The 15,257-nt window shown below is 55.0% G+C and carries 15 protein-coding genes and 2 pseudogenes; 7 read left to right on the top strand and 10 right to left on the bottom strand.

The features are described 5' to 3' along the window. Positions 1–255 (top strand): annotated as a pseudogene (locus tag AC2FFH_RS22720) (bifunctional methylenetetrahydrofolate dehydrogenase/methenyltetrahydrofolate cyclohydrolase); the annotation flags it as partial. 80 nt (positions 256–335) lie between these two features. Here the strand turns inward: AC2FFH_RS22720 and AC2FFH_RS22715 are convergent. Next, a complete protein-coding gene (locus tag AC2FFH_RS22715; RefSeq protein WP_496845383.1) occupies positions 336–1,181 on the bottom strand; it encodes an EamA family transporter in 846 nt (281 codons plus the stop codon). Positions 1,182–1,310: 129 nt separating this feature from the next. Between AC2FFH_RS22715 and AC2FFH_RS22710 the strand changes: the two genes are divergently transcribed. Further along, the gene (locus tag AC2FFH_RS22710) at positions 1,311–1,730 is read left to right on the top strand and encodes a group II truncated hemoglobin (RefSeq protein WP_496845382.1); all 420 of its coding nucleotides are present in this window, start codon (positions 1,311–1,313) and stop codon (positions 1,728–1,730) included. A 398-nt stretch (positions 1,731–2,128) separates the two neighbouring features. Here the strand turns inward: AC2FFH_RS22710 and glnT are convergent, their stop codons facing one another. The 6 genes from glnT to AC2FFH_RS22680 all read right to left on the bottom strand — a co-directional run bounded on the left by glnT (position 2,129) and on the right by AC2FFH_RS22680 (position 8,252). Beyond that, positions 2,129–3,457: a type III glutamate--ammonia ligase gene (gene glnT / locus AC2FFH_RS22705; protein ID WP_496770820.1), complete on the bottom strand. Its 1,329-nt coding sequence runs from the start codon at positions 3,455–3,457 to the stop codon at positions 2,129–2,131. Positions 3,458–3,537: 80 nt separating this feature from the next. Then, positions 3,538–4,866: an FMN-binding glutamate synthase family protein gene (locus AC2FFH_RS22700; protein ID WP_496741962.1), complete on the bottom strand. Its 1,329-nt coding sequence runs from the start codon at positions 4,864–4,866 to the stop codon at positions 3,538–3,540. A gap of 20 nt (positions 4,867–4,886) precedes the next feature. Further along, the gene (locus AC2FFH_RS22695) at positions 4,887–5,570 is read right to left on the bottom strand and encodes a protein GlxC (protein ID WP_496845381.1); all 684 of its coding nucleotides are present in this window, start codon (positions 5,568–5,570) and stop codon (positions 4,887–4,889) included. 1 nt (position 5,571) lies between these two features. Then, positions 5,572–6,501, bottom strand: a complete 930-nt coding sequence (locus tag AC2FFH_RS22690; RefSeq protein ID WP_496700129.1) for a class II glutamine amidotransferase — start codon at positions 6,499–6,501, stop codon at positions 5,572–5,574. A 147-nt stretch (positions 6,502–6,648) separates the two neighbouring features. Further along, on the bottom strand, positions 6,649–6,864 hold the full coding sequence (locus AC2FFH_RS22685; protein ID WP_108861028.1) for a hypothetical protein: 216 nt from the start codon (positions 6,862–6,864) through the stop codon (positions 6,649–6,651). 11 nt (positions 6,865–6,875) lie between these two features. Continuing rightward, entirely contained in the window at positions 6,876–8,252 is a 1,377-nt protein-coding gene (locus tag AC2FFH_RS22680) for an ammonium transporter (protein ID WP_496781204.1), read from the bottom strand. A 339-nt stretch (positions 8,253–8,591) separates the two neighbouring features. Between AC2FFH_RS22680 and AC2FFH_RS22675 the strand changes: the two genes are divergently transcribed. The 5 genes from AC2FFH_RS22675 to AC2FFH_RS22655 are packed head-to-tail and all read left to right on the top strand — an operon-like array spanning position 8,592 to position 12,951. Then, entirely contained in the window at positions 8,592–9,737 is a 1,146-nt protein-coding gene (locus tag AC2FFH_RS22675; protein ID WP_496741948.1) for an aminomethyl transferase family protein, read from the top strand. Positions 9,738–9,792: 55 nt separating this feature from the next. Next, a complete protein-coding gene (locus tag AC2FFH_RS22670) occupies positions 9,793–10,389 on the top strand; it encodes a dimethylamine monooxygenase subunit DmmA family protein (protein ID WP_496770816.1) in 597 nt (198 codons plus the stop codon). Continuing rightward, positions 10,386–11,348: a PDR/VanB family oxidoreductase gene (locus AC2FFH_RS22665; protein ID WP_496770814.1), complete on the top strand. Its 963-nt coding sequence runs from the start codon at positions 10,386–10,388 to the stop codon at positions 11,346–11,348. Before AC2FFH_RS22670 ends, AC2FFH_RS22665 begins: the two co-directional genes overlap by 4 nt. Positions 11,349–11,361: 13 nt before the next feature. After that, complete coding sequence (locus tag AC2FFH_RS22660; protein ID WP_496770812.1) at positions 11,362–12,429, top strand: heme-dependent oxidative N-demethylase family protein; 1,068 nt, start codon at positions 11,362–11,364, stop codon at positions 12,427–12,429. A gap of 24 nt (positions 12,430–12,453) precedes the next feature. After that, the gene (locus AC2FFH_RS22655; RefSeq protein ID WP_496770810.1) at positions 12,454–12,951 is read left to right on the top strand and encodes a GNAT family N-acetyltransferase; all 498 of its coding nucleotides are present in this window, start codon (positions 12,454–12,456) and stop codon (positions 12,949–12,951) included. Here AC2FFH_RS22655 and AC2FFH_RS22650 read toward each other — a convergent pair. The 3 genes and pseudogenes from AC2FFH_RS22650 to AC2FFH_RS22640 form a co-directional block, all read right to left on the bottom strand. Continuing rightward, the gene (locus AC2FFH_RS22650; protein ID WP_058272918.1) at positions 12,929–13,558 is read right to left on the bottom strand and encodes a helix-turn-helix domain-containing protein; all 630 of its coding nucleotides are present in this window, start codon (positions 13,556–13,558) and stop codon (positions 12,929–12,931) included. The two genes, AC2FFH_RS22655 and AC2FFH_RS22650, sit on opposite strands and share 23 nt — an antisense overlap. Positions 13,559–14,080: 522 nt before the next feature. Next, positions 14,081–14,272, bottom strand: a pseudogene (locus tag AC2FFH_RS22645) (IS5/IS1182 family transposase); the annotation flags it as partial. 400 nt (positions 14,273–14,672) lie between these two features. Then, the gene (locus tag AC2FFH_RS22640) at positions 14,673–15,074 is read right to left on the bottom strand and encodes a hypothetical protein (protein ID WP_496845380.1); all 402 of its coding nucleotides are present in this window, start codon (positions 15,072–15,074) and stop codon (positions 14,673–14,675) included. Positions 15,075–15,257 lie beyond the last annotated feature (183 nt).

Genomic DNA, 15,257 nt, shown 5'->3' with positions numbered 1-15,257 from the left:
CCCGAAATGGTGCCCGGTGACTGGATCAAAGAAGGCGCCACCGTCATCGACGTGGGCATCAACCGCATTGAACGCGATGGCAAGAACAAACTGGTCGGCGACGTCGACTACGCCAGCGCCGCCGCACGCGCCGGCGCCATCACCCCGGTCCCCGGCGGCGTAGGCCCCATGACCATCGCCTGCCTGCTGGCCAACACCCTCACCGCCTGCTGCCGCGCAAACAAACTGCCAGAACCAGAAGGCCTCACAGCCTGACCTGTTGCGTTAGGGCGCAAATAATGCGCCCTAACGAAACTGATATTACCTTGTTTTAAAGAGCTTTCGGAATGGTCGCCTCAGAGCGCCAGATAGCCTATTCCCGCAAACGCAAACAAACATCCAAGCCATTGGCGTGGCAACATCTTTTCACGCAAGACAGCCCAGGCCAACACAACCGTCAGCAACCCAAAGACGGACGCCGTCACCGAGGCAAATTGCGCATTCGGCAACCCGCCCGCCGCGATCACGCAAAGGATGGCAACAGCATCCAGAACACCCATGACACACAGAAGAGGCAGAGCCCGCCGCCCGGGCCAGATTGATCTACGGGATGCCAGGGCGATCATGCCTAGGGCAAAAACTGCTGTCAGCCGAATAACTAGAGAGATTGAGTATTCGTCATTATGTTCGGTTGCAAATTGTCCTAGCGCAAAGGTGGCGGCGAACCCGATTGCCGCAAGTATCGATAGCACCACCGTCGGGCCAGCTGCTGGGTATTCGGTTGCGTCGCGTTCAGATTGGGCAGCCACAACAGAAACGCCAACACCAATCGCGATGACGGCAAGCCAGTGCAACGGGCTGACCGTTGCGCCGCGCCAGATGGCCAGTGAGACGGACAACACCGGATAGCTTGCAACAATCGGAGCAACCAGCCGGACCGGGCCGCGTTGAAAAGCGGCGTACATGCTGATGCCCGCCAACAGATAACACCCCCCTGCAGCAACAGCGCTGATCAATGCCGTGCCAGGAATCGGGTCGACTTCACCCATCATCGCAACCAAACCAAGTTGCAGCACTGCGCCCGAAACCAGCACAGCCATGAGCGAAGCAACCACACTGACAGACTGGCTGACATAGCGCACTGCCAGATCGTGTACCCCCCAGCAAAGTGCCGCCAAAAGGCCAAGCACCAGAGCGTTCATTCCGTCATCACCATCACTGATTTCACCTGGTTCCGCTTCTAAGTATGAGTATGTCAGAATGTCACTGTTGATAAACTTATTTTCCTGTTATGCAATATTGCAGGTGCCCGAGATATTGAAAGGCAGCACATGAAATCTGCGATAGAGCAACTTGGTGGTGAGACCCAACTGCGCGCTCTGGTCGAGCGTTTCTATGACCGGATGGAAACCGATCCGGCAGTGCATTCGTTGCACAGGTTGCATTTTCGAGGACATGGGCTGAACCACACCAGACTGGCTCAATTTGAATTTCTCAGCGGGTTTCTGGGCGGCCGCGCCTACTATCGTGAACGTTTCGGCCATATGGACCTGCGCGAAATCCATGCGCATATCCCCATCCGGAAGGCCGACGCAGAGCTTTGGCTGGACACTTTCGATGCCGCATTGGCGGATTGCGAATTGACCGGTCCGGTTGTGGAAAAGATGCGCGCGACGCTTCGCCGGGCTGCGATTATGCTGGTTAATGACGTTCCAGATTGGCGGTTGGAAGCAGATGCCGGGTATACGTAAAGTCGCTTTGCGGCAATCACGGTAGTGTTCCGCGGTTCTGATCAAAGCCGATACCCATGACAAATGCCAAAATACGGTCGATTGAAATCATGCACCCACGTTCTGATGGTTTGCTTTTCGAACGTTAGCCAAGGAATGGCATTGACCTCCCAAACATCCATCGGGCCGCCCATTCCTAACAAAAGGTCAAAATCGTTCAGTTGCGGAACAGATTGCTCTTTGCAGAAATGTACGATCTGCGTGTCGTCTTGATGCTTGGTGATGTGGTCTCAAAACAAGCCGGGGCTCTGGCCTTGCGTATGCTGAAAAACGCGAACGTTCCTGGCGATACTCTTGGGGCCCGAAAATTTGAGCCGCAGCTTGTGCCGCGGCCCAGAAATGCAACCTTGCAACCCGACTTAGATGTCCAATGTGTTGTCTTTTTCCCAGCGCGAGAAATGGGAGACAAATGAGTTCCACTCCTGATGTTTCATCTTCAGGAACGCGGATGAGAACTCGGCACCCATCATTGCCTTCAGTTCTTTGTCCTTGTCGTATTCACGCAACGCATCAAGCATGTTCAAAGGCAGTTTCGGAGCACCACGAACCTTATGACCTTCGGCATACATATCGATATCCCAGCGTTTGCCTGGATCTGCCTTGGACCGGATGCCGGATAGCCCAGCCGCGATGATGACTGCCTGTAGCAGATACGGGTTGGTTGCCCCGTCTGGCAGGCGCAGCTCAAACCTGCCGGGGCCGGGAACGCGAACCATGTGCGTCCGGTTGTTGCCTGTCCAGGTCACTGTATTGGGTGCCCAAGTTGCACCCGACATTGTCCGCGGCGCGTTGATGCGCTTGTAGCTGTTCACCGTGGGATTGGTGATCGCGGCAAGCGCCGAGGCATGTTTCATAATGCCGCCGAGGAAGTGTTTTCCGCGTTCTCCCAGACCGACCTCTCCGGTTGGGCCTTCGCCTTCGCCTGCAAACACGTTAGTTTTTGCATCCGCGCCTGGGGCATCCCAGACCGAGATATGAGCATGACAGCCATTTCCGGTCAGACCTTCGACCGGTTTCGGCATGAACGTCGCCCGAAGCCCGTGCTTTTCAGCAACCGACTTGGTCATGAATTTGAAGAACGAGTGCTTGTCAGCGGTGCGCAGCGCATCATCAAATTCCCAGTTCATTTCGAACTGGCCATTGGCGTCCTCGTGGTCATTCTGGTAGGGACCCCAACCCAGTTCCAGCATGTAATCACAGATCTCTCGCACCACATCATAGCGGCGCATTACGGCCTGTTGGTCATAACAGGGCTTTTCTGCTGTATCGAATGGGTCGCTGATCTGCTCTCCATCTGGGGTCAGCAGAAAGAACTCGGCTTCGATACCGGTTTTGACATGCATGCCTTCGGCGGCGGCCTCGTCAATAAGGCGGCGCAGGACGTTGCGGGGGGCTTGCGCAACATCGCTTCCTTCCATCACGCAGTTACCAGCAACCCAAGCCACTTCGGGCTTCCACGGTAGCTGAATGACCGAGGACGGATCAGGCACCGCAAGCATGTCGGGATGCGCTGGCGTCATGTCCAGCCACGTGGCGAACCCGGCGAATCCCGCTCCGTCCTCCTGCATATCGGCAATCGCCTGCGCGGGCACCAGTTTGGCCCGCTGTCCACCGAACAGATCGGTGAACGAGATCATGAAATACTTGACGCCTTTTTCTTTTGCGAAAGCTGCGAGATCTGTCGTCACGATTGCTTTCCTTTCCCTGTTGTTTTTTGGTTTGTCAAAGCAAAAACGCGGCCCCCATCAGGGAGCCGCGCAGCATCTATTCAGAACCCTTCCTTGCCGGGGTACCAACTGGTTCCCGCCAGCGGCACCCGCGCCATGGCGGCGGCCTCCATTGTCAGGGCACACAAATCTTCGGGCTCGAGGTTGTGCAGATGGTTGTGACCACAGGCACGCGCGATAGTCTGCGCCTCAAGTGTCATAACTTTCAAGTAGTTCCGCAGCCTGCGGCCTGCATCAACCGGGTTCAAGCGTGCTGCCAAATCTGGGTCTTGCGTGGTGATACCCGCCGGGTCCTGGCCTTCATGCCAATCATCATATGCGCCGGTGGTGGTGCCTAGCTTCTGATACTCGGCCTCCCACTTGGGATCGTTGTCGCCCAGAGCCACCAATGCGGCGGTGCCTATGGCGACCGCATCTGCACCCAGCGCCAGCGCTTTGGCAACATCGGCACCGGTGCGGATACCGCCCGAGATGACCAGTTGTACCTCTCGGTGCACGCCCAGATCCTGCAGTGCCTGAACGGCGGGGCGGATACAGGACAGCGTCGGCAGACCGACATGTTCGATGAAAACGTCCTGCGTGGCAGCGGTGCCGCCCTGCATCCCATCCATGACGACAACGTCGGCGCCAGCTTTCACGGCCAAAGCAGTGTCGTAGTAGGGGCGTGTTGCGCCAACTTTGACATAGATCGGCACTTGCCAGTCAGTGATCTCGCGCAGTTCGAGGATCTTGATCTCAAGATCGTCCGGGCCAGTCCAGTCGGGATGGCGACAGGCCGAGCGCTGGTCGATACCCTTGGGCAGGGTGCGCATCTCGGCCACGCGGTCGCTGATCTTCTGACCCAGCAGCATACCGCCGCCACCGGGTTTAGCGCCTTGGCCAACCACAATCTCAATTGCATCAGCCTTGCGCAGATCGTTCGGGTTCATGCCATAACGCGAAGGCAAATACTGATAGACCAGCTTGGTTGAATGGCCGCGTTCCTCTGGTGTCATGCCACCGTCACCGGTGGTGGTTGACGTGCCCGCTGCGGATGCGCCGCGGCCCAGAGCCTCTTTCGCCGGGCCAGACAAGGCACCAAAACTCATGCCTGCAATGGTGATAGGGATATCAAGCTCGATCGGTTTTTTGGCAAAGCGCGTGCCCAACGTTACTGAGGTATCGCAACGTTCGCGATAGCCTTCCAACGGATAACGCGATACCGACGCACCCAGAAACAGCAGATCGTCGAAATGAGGTACTTTCCGTTTGGCTCCCCCACCTCGAATGTCATAGATGCCGGTCGCAGCGGCGCGACGGATCTCAGCATTGATCGGGTTGGAAAATGTCGCCGACTGGATCGGCAGGGTGCGGGGGATCTGATCGTCCATATCTTTCATACCCTTCTTCCTCAGTAAGCGGCGGCGTTATCAACGTCGAAATTATAAAGCTGACGGGCCGAACCATAGCGTTTGAACTCTTCTGGCTTGGCGTCGCTGCCCGCGCGGGCCAGAAGATCCCTCAGGATATCCAGATGCTCGGGACGCATGTCCTTCTCGATGCAATCGGCGCCGAGGCTCTTGACCGAACCACGCACGAACAGCCGGGCTTCGTAGAGTGAATCCCCCAGTGCATCCCCAGCGTCCCCGCAGACAACCAGATTGCCGTCCTGTGCCATGAAGGCGGACATGTGGCCGATGTTGCCATGCACGACGATATCGATCCCTTTCATTGAGATGCCGCAGCGCGAGCTGGCATTACCTTTGATCACCAGCAATCCGCCATGGCCGGTCGCTCCGGCGTATTGGCTGGCGTCACCATCGACGATGACCTGACCGGACATCATGTTTTCGGCAACGCCCGGACCAACAGAGCCTTCGACCTTTATGGTCGCCTGTTGGTTCATCCCGGCACAATAATACCCGGTCGAGCCTTTGACCGTCACCTCAATCGGCGCGTCCAGACCGACGGCGATTGCGTGGCTTCCTTTAGGGTTCACAATTTCCCATCGGGTTTGATTGGTCTCGGCGTTTTGTGCCTGCAGGGATGAGTTCAATCCGCGCAGCCCGTCTGCCTCTAGATTATAGGTCTGCATATCAGGCGGCCTTTTCGTGGGTTGTGGGGCTGTCGTTGTGCGACCAGAAATATACGGTGGAGGGTTCAGGTTCCCAAACCCGGGCGTCTTCAATGCCCGGCAGGTTTACCAAAGCACGGTACTCGCTGCCAAAGGCCACATATTGGTCTGTTTCGGCCATCACTGCAGGTTTGCATGCAATCGGGTCACGTACGACACCAAACCCGTCTTTGGTGCCAACAACAAAGGTGAAGAAACCGTCCAGATCATCAATGCTGGTTTCCAGAGCTTCACCCAGTGTTGCGCCGTTCATCATTTTCCAGGTTAGATATGCTGCACCCACTTCGGTGTCGTTCTCGGTCTGGATAACCACACCTTCGCGGCGCAGTTTGCGGCGCAACGAGTTGTGGTTGGACAGCGATCCATTGTGGACAAGACACTGATCGGGGCCGGTGTTGAACGGATGTGCGCCCATTGTCGTCACGGCGGATTCGGTCGCCATACGCGTATGCCCAATGCCATGGGTGCCGCTCATTCCGTTGAGGTTAAATCGGTCTGCAACATCTTTGGGTAGGCCAACTTCCTTGTAGATTTCGAGGCTTTCGCCGCGGCTCATGATCCGAACCGACGGGCGGATTTCGGCCAGCGCAGCGCGTGCGGCTTCGAACTGACCGGCGGGAATTTCAAGAACGGTGTGTGTGTCGTTGTTTGTCTGACCAACCGTTGCGCCCAGCTTTTCACCCAGCTCATCAGCCAGGCCGACAAAGTCAGCATCGGGGTTGGGCGACTGGACTGTAATCTTGGTTTTGCCTGCCGACTCTGCGCCATAGATCGCGATACCGGCACTATCGGGGCCGCGGTCTGTCATCGTAATCAGCATGTCCGTCAGCATGTTACCCAGTTGGGGCGCAAGAGACTGGTCTTTGAGGAATAATCCAACAATTCCGCACATGGCTGGCAGATCTCCTTGTGTGTTTCACTATGATTCGACGGTATCAACAAAACTGGGGGACATCAATAATAGTAGGAAAGTTTTTTTCCTAAGAGGCAATGGGCGCGATCTCTGATTTCACGCCCATTGCCAGCTCTTAAAGCTGGATCAGTATCGTTCCAGCTGTGCCTTCACCTTCTCTTCGTCGCCAGTGTGGCGGGCCTTCTCAAGGTGTTCACCTTCCCGGACGAACTGGATGCGATGCCAGCCAATCCAGAAGACCACACCAATGATGACCATCAGAACTTCGTAACCTTGGAAGGGGTAGATCGGACCGACCTCGGCAAGATCGACAGCCCAGCTTGTGTATCCGTTCGTAGACATGTCTTTCTCCTTTACTTCGCTGCCGCGCCAGCACGGGCAGCCAATTCCTGTTTGTCAGCTTCGATGATCGCTGCCTTGGCATCTTCGTAGGCATGGTGCTCGGCGTAATCGAGGCCCTGCAGCTCAACCTCTTCCGGAATGCGCAGCACGCCCATTGAAGATTGAATCTTGGCCAGAGCCCATCCAGGCAGGAAGCCCAGAACAAAGAACATGATGACCGCGCCGGTGATCTGTCCGATCGGGTTGATTGTTGCGTATCCTTCGTATGGCGAAGATGGCACACCCCAGAGGACAAAGCCTGAAATCACCAGGCCAACAACCCCGGCATAACCGTGCACAGCAACGGCGCCCACCGCATCATCCAGCTTGAACCGGCGTTCAACCCAGTAGTGCAGCTTGTACACGATCACGACACCGATGGCGGCAATGATCATCGCTTGGATTGGGTGATACAGGTCGTTACCGGCCGAGGCGGTGATGATTCCGGCAAGCCCACCCGAGAAAGTCCAGAACGCATCACCCTTCGAGATCACGTAAGCAGCCATCAGACCGCCGGATAGCGACATGAGGAAGTTGAAGGTGATCGCCGACAGGGTCGTCGGAGCCAGATAGATATTGGTTGCTGTCCAGGTGACGCCGGTGATCTGCCCATCGATCCCTTCAGGTGAAATCACTGGCACGTTGCACGCGGCATAGAAGCCCCAGAAACCAGTGTAGATCAGGAAGATACCGATCGTCAGTAGCCACGGATTGTGCGGAGGAATGTCCCGTGGTGTACCGTCCTTGGCGAACTTGCCTAGGCGCGGGCCCAAAACCATGATCACACCCAATGCGTAACCGCCTGCAATTGCGTGAATTACACCGGAAGCATATGCATCATGGTAGCCGAGAATGCGAACCATCCAGCCGCCGTAGTGCCAGCCCCACGCAGCGTCGATGATCCACCAGACCGATCCGATCATGACCGCATGAACCCAGAGCGCCGAAGACCTGATCCGTTCGATCACGGAACCCGAAACGATCGAGGCTGCCGTCCAAGAGAACAGCAGGAATGCCGCCCAGAAAACGCCAGTGATTCTGTCACTAACATTGGTCGCCATCGTATCGGCCCAAGGCAGATTCGCTGCGCCCGCTTCAGTGTCCAGACCGCCCCAGAACGGAAAGTTTGGAAAAGCCCAGTAGATCCACCATCCAAAGAAGAAGAACGTGACCGTCACCAGAGGGATGATCATGATGTTTTTCATCAATGTGTGCATATGGTTACGGGCACGACTTGCGCCGACTTCGTACATGCAAAAGCCCACATGGATGAGGAACATGAAAACGACAGTTACCCAGTAGTAGAACTCGGTAAAGATCGTCGTGAGAGCATTTAGATTGCCATCCACTTCGTAGTCTCCCTGTTGTTGCAGCAGGAGGTCTCTCTGCGGAGTTTTCCTGCTGGGAAATTTTATCTACTCAGGGGACAATCTCGTGGGGCACCTGTCAATAGATATGTGGGGCAAACATCTTTAACGGTGGTGTCGCATTCTTAATTTGAAGGGTCCAAAACTGGCTTTTCTTTATGAAAATAAGGGGTTTCCTTCAACTCTAAGCCCCCGTCTAAGGGTTCAGAATTTGAAGGCAAATATTCCCATCAGGAAAATATTCTGCACAGAGGTGTTGATTTTCAATCTGACATCAGCCTCAATATGGCAACAAAAAGCAATCAACGGGAGAGCTGAACCATGGCCATTCTTTGGAGGACGTCCGCCCTTGCGCAGCGCCATGCCGAGATCGGCGGCGAACTTGAGGACTGGAATGGCATGGGAACCGCATGGTTCTACGACCACAGCCCAGAGCGCGCCAAAGCTGACTATGAAGCAATTCGAACCAAAGCTGGCCTCATGGATGTTTCCGGCCTGAAAAAGGTTCACGTGGTCGGTGAAGATGCCGCATATGTCATTGATCGGGTCACCACGCGGAACGTGGAAAAGATCATGCCGGGTCGTTCGACCTATGCCTCGATCCTGAATGCTGAAGGCAAATTCGTTGACGATTGCATCATCTATCGCTTGTCGGTGAACACATGGCTTGTGGTGCACGGAACCGGTACGGGCATGGAGCAGCTGACGTCTGTGGCGGCGGGCAAAAACTGCGCGGTCATTTTTGACGACGACATGCACGACATGTCGCTGCAGGGACCGGTGGCCGTTGATTTCCTGGCCAAGCACATTCCCGGAATTCGTGATCTGGCTTATTTTGGGATCATGCAAACCAAACTCTATGGCTGCCCGGTGATGATTTCGCGGACCGGCTACACCGGTGAGCGCGGGTACGAAATTTTCTGTCAGGCCAAGCACGCAGTACACCTGTGGGACAACATTCTGGCCGAGGGCAAAGACATGGGCATCGTGCCGGTCCAGTTCTCGACGCTTGATCTGCTGCGCACCGAAAGCTATCTGCTGTTTTACCCCGGAGATAACTCGGAAACCTACCCGTTCGACGACGAAACATGCGGTGATACGCTTTGGGAACTGGGTTTGGAATTCACTGTGTCACCCGGGAAAACCGGCTTTATCGGGGCCGAGAACCACTATGCTTCGCAAGGCAAAGAACGGTTCAAGATCTACGGCGTCAAACTTGACGGCACGACCCCGGCGGACGAGGGCGCGGATCTGCTGCAAAATGGTGAAAAGGTCGGCGTTGTCACCTTCGGCATGTATTCCGAAATCAATGGGCACAATGTTGGTATCGCCCGTATGCCGGTTGCGTGTGCCTCACCGGGCACCCAACTGACGGTCCGCAACGGCGATGGGACAGAAATAGCAGCGACTGCGGAAGAGATGCCGTTCTACGATCAGGACAAATCGATCAGAACCGCAAAGGGCTGAGTTTAAGGGGGCGCAACGGACACACCGTGGCGCCCTTTTCCTATTTGAGGGCACAATGTCAAAGTTCGAATTTCCCAAGTCAATCGCAAGCCGCCCGGTCTGGGGCACGCTAGAGGTCCGCCCGGGCGAACACCATCTCATGATCGCTGAGGCCGAAGGGGCCGAAGCCGTTCTTGACATCGCGACACCCGACCTGATGGCCAAAACCCATCTGATCTACATTCCCAAGGGAACGGATTACGTTGAGCGACTGCAGGCAGCGAAGCCTGCGCAATTCTACGAAGGTCCATCCTATGAGGCCTCGCTGCAGCGCATTCGCCGCGTTTTGGAAGATGCTCATATGGGATTGCAGGTTTATTTGACCGGCTCTGAGGGTATGATGGGTCAGGCCATGAACGAAGTGATGGCCGTTGGCCTGCCGCACACGGCAATCCAGACCGAACATCGCGGATCAGTCGCGCGCCGGATGCAATGTGTGCACTGCAAGGGCATCACCGAGGATGTCGAGGTTGATCCGTTTGTCTGCGCGCATTGCGGGCTGAACCTGTTTGTGCGCGACCATTATTCCCGCCGCCTTGCCGCCTATCAGGGCGTCCGTGTCGATGCCGAAGACCATGGCAACGTGCCCGAGCCGAAAGGGATTTACGAATGAGCGGTGCCGAGAAAATCCAAGTCAAAGTGACCGAGATCACCCCGCTGAACGAGTTGGTGACGCGGTTCCGGTTCGAACGCATCGACGGAGGCCAGTTGCCAACCTTTTCGGGTGGCGCGCATACGGTTGTTGAAATGCGGGATGGAGGCATCACGCGGCTTAATCCCTATTCGCTGATGTCGGATCCGTTTGATCAGTCATCCTATACGATCTCGGTTCGGCGCGATGACGAGGGCAGGGGTGGTTCACTGTTCATGCACCGCCAGGTCAAGCTGGGTGATGAGATGATCATCAGCTATCCGGTCAACTTGTTTTCACTGGACCTGCGCGCCCGCAAACACCTGTTTCTGGCCGGTGGAATCGGGATCACCCCGTTTCTGGCGCAGATTAAACAACTTGAACTGCTGCATGGGCATTGGGAGCTGCATTATGCCTGCCGCAATCACGCGCTGGCATCTTATGCGGACCAGCTGACCGACCGGCATCCCAATGAGACGCATCTGTATTACGACGATCAGAACCAGCAGATTGATCTGGAGAACCTCCTGAGCGGGCAACCTCTGGGCACGCATGTCTATGTCTGCGGCCCCAAGGGTATGATCGACTGGGTGCGCAACACAGCCGCCGCCGAAGGCTGGCCGGAAGATTGCGTGCATTACGAAGAGTTCTTGGCACCTCAGCCTGGCAAGCCGTTCGAGGTGCGGCTGGCGGCCTCAGACAAAGTCGTTCATGTCGGCGAGAACGAAAGCCTGCTCGAAGCCATCGAACGAGAAGGCGTCGATGCGCCTTATCTGTGCCGTGGTGGTGCCTGCGGTCAGTGTGAAACCGTGGTTCTGGATCACGACGGCAACTTTGTTCATCGTGATCACTGGCTGACCGATGAAGAAAAGGCAGCAGGCAAGAAAATCATGCCCTGCGTATCGCGTTTCGAGGGCAAGTCCCTCGTGCTGGACCGCTGAGAGGAGGCCCATCATGACCATTCAATTCAACGACGAGTCCTTCCGAGACGACTATACGTTCCACAACTCGGAATGGGCGATCAAACGCTTTCCGTTCCCATTCCACGAAGACAGCTACATGTATTCGGTCAACATGGAACAGCATCGCGGTGGTCCCGAGGGCTCGGTCTATGAAATGCGGTTCGATGTGGACGAGCACTACGTCGCAGAGATGAAAGATCGCGCAATGGTTCTGGATCAGGACCCGCTGCGTTGTCAGTCGTTGCCGCATATGACATTGGCCGGTTGGGACTTGCTGGAACTGATCATGGTTAGCAAGTCCGAGGATTACCCGGACTTGTTTGAGCTGCACCGCAACGGCAATCAGTGGCGCTGGATCAACAAGCCATTGGGCATCGATCACAGCTTTACCTTCATGGATGAAACCACGCTGCCCTATGGGCCGATGGAATACATCACCCGTCAGGCACAGGGCGATTTTGCCGTACTTGATCAGCGCGACGAGATGCTGTGGATGGACGCCGGAATGGTGACGACCCAAGCCGACTGGAGTCTGGATTTTGACATCGGCATGAACTTTTTCGAATGGCACGCGCCGGTTCCAAAAGCGCATGAGATGGGGATATTCAAGCGCGCATTGAAATTCCTGCTGAATATTCAGCAGGGCGCCCCCGCGCGGCGTCTCAACTGGACCATGACGGTGAATCCTTTGCTAGATACAAGCCCGGAAAACTATCACAAATGGGGCATCCAAAAGACCACGCTGACGCCCGAAAACATCGCCCACAAGCAACATCTGCGGGTCGAGTTGCAGACGTTCTTCCGTCTGCCGCGCTCCAATGCGCTGGTGTTCCCGATCCGCTGCTATCTGTGCAGTTTTCAGGATCTGATGACTGTTCCCAAATGGGGCCGCCGTCTGCACCGGGTTATTCGGGACCTGCCCGAAGAACTGGCGACTTACAAAGGGTTCATCGACAACCGCCCGATGATGCTGGACTATCTCAGTCAGTTTGACGACGGGTTACCCACATCGCCAGGGATTTGGCCGGATTTGGAAACGGAACCGCCTTTGTCCAAGTGAGCATTGTGAAGTGCCGTTGCTCAAATGACTGATCCGGACTTCACGCCTTGGCTAATTCCGAGCGATGACTTTGCATTATATGACGCGCTTGCGCTGCTTCGTGCGTCATTTCAATTCATGGATGCGCGGATCGACCCTCCGTCTTCTATCCATAAGCTGACGGTGGAAGGGATGCAGGAGCATTGTAAGGATGGTGGTGAAATTTGGGCCATCGGCCGACCGCTGTTCGCATGTATGTTTCTGACGCCCAAACCCGACAGCCTGTACTTGGGGAAGCTTGCAGTTCAGGAAGGACTGCGGGGGCAAGGTATCTGCCGCACGTTGGTGGATCATGCTGCAAGCCGTGCAACAGAGCTTGGTTTGCCTGCGCTGGAACTGGAAACGCGCGTAGAACTTACTGAAAACCATCGTGTTTTTTCAAGGCTTGGGTTCACGATCGTGAATACGGGCAGCCATGAAGGCTATGACAGACCCACGGATTTCCGATTGCGCAAGACGATCAGTTTGTCTGCGGATAGCTGATCACCGATATGTAGCGGGCCGGCAGATTAACCAACCGTTCCGGGCCATGGGGTGAATCCGCATCAAAGAACAGGGTGTCACCCGGTTTCAGTGGGTAAATCTGGTCCCCATGGCGGTAATCCACTTCACCTTCCAGCATGTAAATCGTCTCAATGCCACCATGTTGGAATGTTGGAAACACATCGGATTTAGCAGTCAGGGTGATCAGATAGGGTTCTACAATTACGCCTGATCCGTTGGCGCCAATATGCCCCAACAGGTTATATTGGTGGTTGGCGCGTGTCCCTTCACGCTCCAGCTCGACACCTTCACCTGCTTTTGTATGAACCGCCTCCCGGCGTTCTTCGAACTGTCTGAAAAAACTTGTCAAAGGAACCGACAGTGCATCCGCCAATGACTGCAAGGTCGTCAAGGAGGGTGACGTATTTCCATTTTCGATTTTTGACAGCATGCCGATCGACAAACCGGTTAGCTGGGCAAGCTCCGCGACGGTTATTTCCTGCTGCTTGCGAAAGGCGCGAACCTCGCGGCCGATGGCAACTTCAAGAACTTTTTCTCTGTTACCCGAACGAACGGAATGTGGGTCCTGAGTCAGATTTGCCGCCATTTCTTTGTCGCGTTTTTTCAATTTTACTCTTTCAATGTCTTGCTACACTTGTCCAAACTGGTTCTGCAAGCAGGAGCAGCGGAAAACCCATTCCATTCGAAGTATCATAGCACCTAATTTTTCCTGATAGTAAAATAATCATGCTGGCAGAAAAAAGACCAGAGATCAGAATTCCACGGTTTGATGGCTTTTCGATGGGGAGCCTGACATCGTTGATCGAATCTCTGAGTATCGCAACGATCGCGCCCGGCATTGAGCATTTCTACTGATCGCTTGTGACCGAAAGAGGCAAAAAAGTCACCTGCAGCGCCAATGCCGGGTTGGAGGTTGGAACATATGTGTTGGATCGCCGATCGACGGACATTCTTTTCCAGCATAGCAGTCCGACCTCGGGTTTAAGCGATTGTAGTCAGGAAAACAGAATGCCACTTACCCTTTTAGGGCACGGAATTATTTTGGGCGCTTTTTCATTAGGGCGATCTGATCTTTTTACCAATATTTCCCTTGGTTCAAGGCACATAGCTAGGAAGTGACGAGTGCAGCCAAAACGATTGCCGAGAGAAAGACTTTTGGGCATCTGTCGTAGCGTGTCGCCACTCGTCGCCATGCCTTGAGCCTACCGAGCATGATCTTAATGTGATTGCGCGGTTTGTAGCGGCGCTTATCACTTCGCGCGGGCCGCTTGTGTTGTTTCCAGCCTGGGATACATGCGCACAGCCCGTTTGATATCTTTGACGATCTTCTCGCCAGGGCTCTTCCTTGTCTTTCTTATCATCCACTCCTCAGTGGTTGCGATGAGCCAAGGACTTTTTCTTATCAAATACGGCTATATGGAACCAAAAGCGCTGACGCCAGAAACGGCCCGACATACCACAACAACCTCATCGAGGTGCCAGACGTCGCCTGTACGACCCTGTCGGCCTCGCAACAACATCTCCTCAAATTTGCGCAAGCTCAGATTGAAGCAAGTTTACAACCACACCGCGCGCGCAATGATCTGGCCAGGAAACCGGTGACGTTTGAAGCTGATGGATATTGAATCCCCCGACGCCAACTACGTCCAAATCCAGGTTTGAGCAACCACTCCAGAGATACCGTGGCAAAACCATCTGCTTTACTCAGCATAGTTGGGCATGGCTCGACGGCGCACGAAAGTTCGCAACTCTTTCATTGATGCGATTGCCCCAATCAGAAAGGCGACGGATAAAACCGCGCCCCAGTAGGTCTGTGAAGTTATACTCACCTGCAACGTTTCATTTGTTCGAACGCCACTGACTGCCAAAAACAAAAGCGTAAAAATCGAAGGTAAAGTGGTCGGTGAAAGTGAAAAATTGGTGCGCCGGCGTAATAGGACCAGAGAGACAATTGCGCTGACAAGCTCTGCAGCAATACCTATCCAGATAACCGACAAAATATTGCCGTGATGGTACGCCGCATGCCACACGAAAGGTAAAGCGCTCACACGGACGATATTAGGGATCATGGCGTTTTCAGTTCTAGCTTTTGCGACTGCCATAGTGGTGCTGCCACTGCGCGACACTCGAATTCCCTGCATGATGGCAAGCCATGCGAGAATGGGAATGACCGCTGCATACTTGTCCCCAAGCGCGAGACTTACAAACGCTGTCCGTCGTCAGGGATTTTGGGACAGATGGCGCTCTGATCTAAGAGAGGATGTGGCTCATCTGGTTGGTTTGAT

The organism is Ruegeria sp. YTSC003, from assembly GCF_059609785.1.
This window is presented reverse-complemented; position numbering and strand designations above follow the sequence as displayed.

What these genes read in the sequence shown, in the direction of transcription:
- AC2FFH_RS22715 (WP_496845383.1), bottom strand. Translation starts at nt 1,181, where the DNA reads ATGAACGCTCTGGTGCTTGGCCTTTTGGCGGCACTTTGCTGGGGGGTA.
- AC2FFH_RS22710 (WP_496845382.1), top strand. Translation starts at nt 1,311, where the DNA reads ATGAAATCTGCGATAGAGCAACTTGGTGGTGAGACCCAACTGCGCGCT.
- AC2FFH_RS22700 (WP_496741962.1), bottom strand. Translation starts at nt 4,866, where the DNA reads ATGGACGATCAGATCCCCCGCACCCTGCCGATCCAGTCGGCGACATTT.
- AC2FFH_RS22695 (WP_496845381.1), bottom strand. Translation starts at nt 5,570, where the DNA reads ATGCAGACCTATAATCTAGAGGCAGACGGGCTGCGCGGATTGAACTCA.
- AC2FFH_RS22690 (WP_496700129.1), bottom strand. Translation starts at nt 6,501, where the DNA reads ATGTGCGGAATTGTTGGATTATTCCTCAAAGACCAGTCTCTTGCGCCC.
- AC2FFH_RS22685 (WP_108861028.1), bottom strand. Translation starts at nt 6,864, where the DNA reads ATGTCTACGAACGGATACACAAGCTGGGCTGTCGATCTTGCCGAGGTC.
- AC2FFH_RS22675 (WP_496741948.1), top strand. Translation starts at nt 8,592, where the DNA reads ATGGCCATTCTTTGGAGGACGTCCGCCCTTGCGCAGCGCCATGCCGAG.
- AC2FFH_RS22670 (WP_496770816.1), top strand. Translation starts at nt 9,793, where the DNA reads ATGTCAAAGTTCGAATTTCCCAAGTCAATCGCAAGCCGCCCGGTCTGG.
- AC2FFH_RS22665 (WP_496770814.1), top strand. Translation starts at nt 10,386, where the DNA reads ATGAGCGGTGCCGAGAAAATCCAAGTCAAAGTGACCGAGATCACCCCG.
- AC2FFH_RS22660 (WP_496770812.1), top strand. Translation starts at nt 11,362, where the DNA reads ATGACCATTCAATTCAACGACGAGTCCTTCCGAGACGACTATACGTTC.
- AC2FFH_RS22655 (WP_496770810.1), top strand. Translation starts at nt 12,454, where the DNA reads ATGACTGATCCGGACTTCACGCCTTGGCTAATTCCGAGCGATGACTTT.
- AC2FFH_RS22650 (WP_058272918.1), bottom strand. Translation starts at nt 13,558, where the DNA reads ATGGCGGCAAATCTGACTCAGGACCCACATTCCGTTCGTTCGGGTAAC.
- AC2FFH_RS22640 (WP_496845380.1), bottom strand. Translation starts at nt 15,074, where the DNA reads ATGGCAGTCGCAAAAGCTAGAACTGAAAACGCCATGATCCCTAATATC.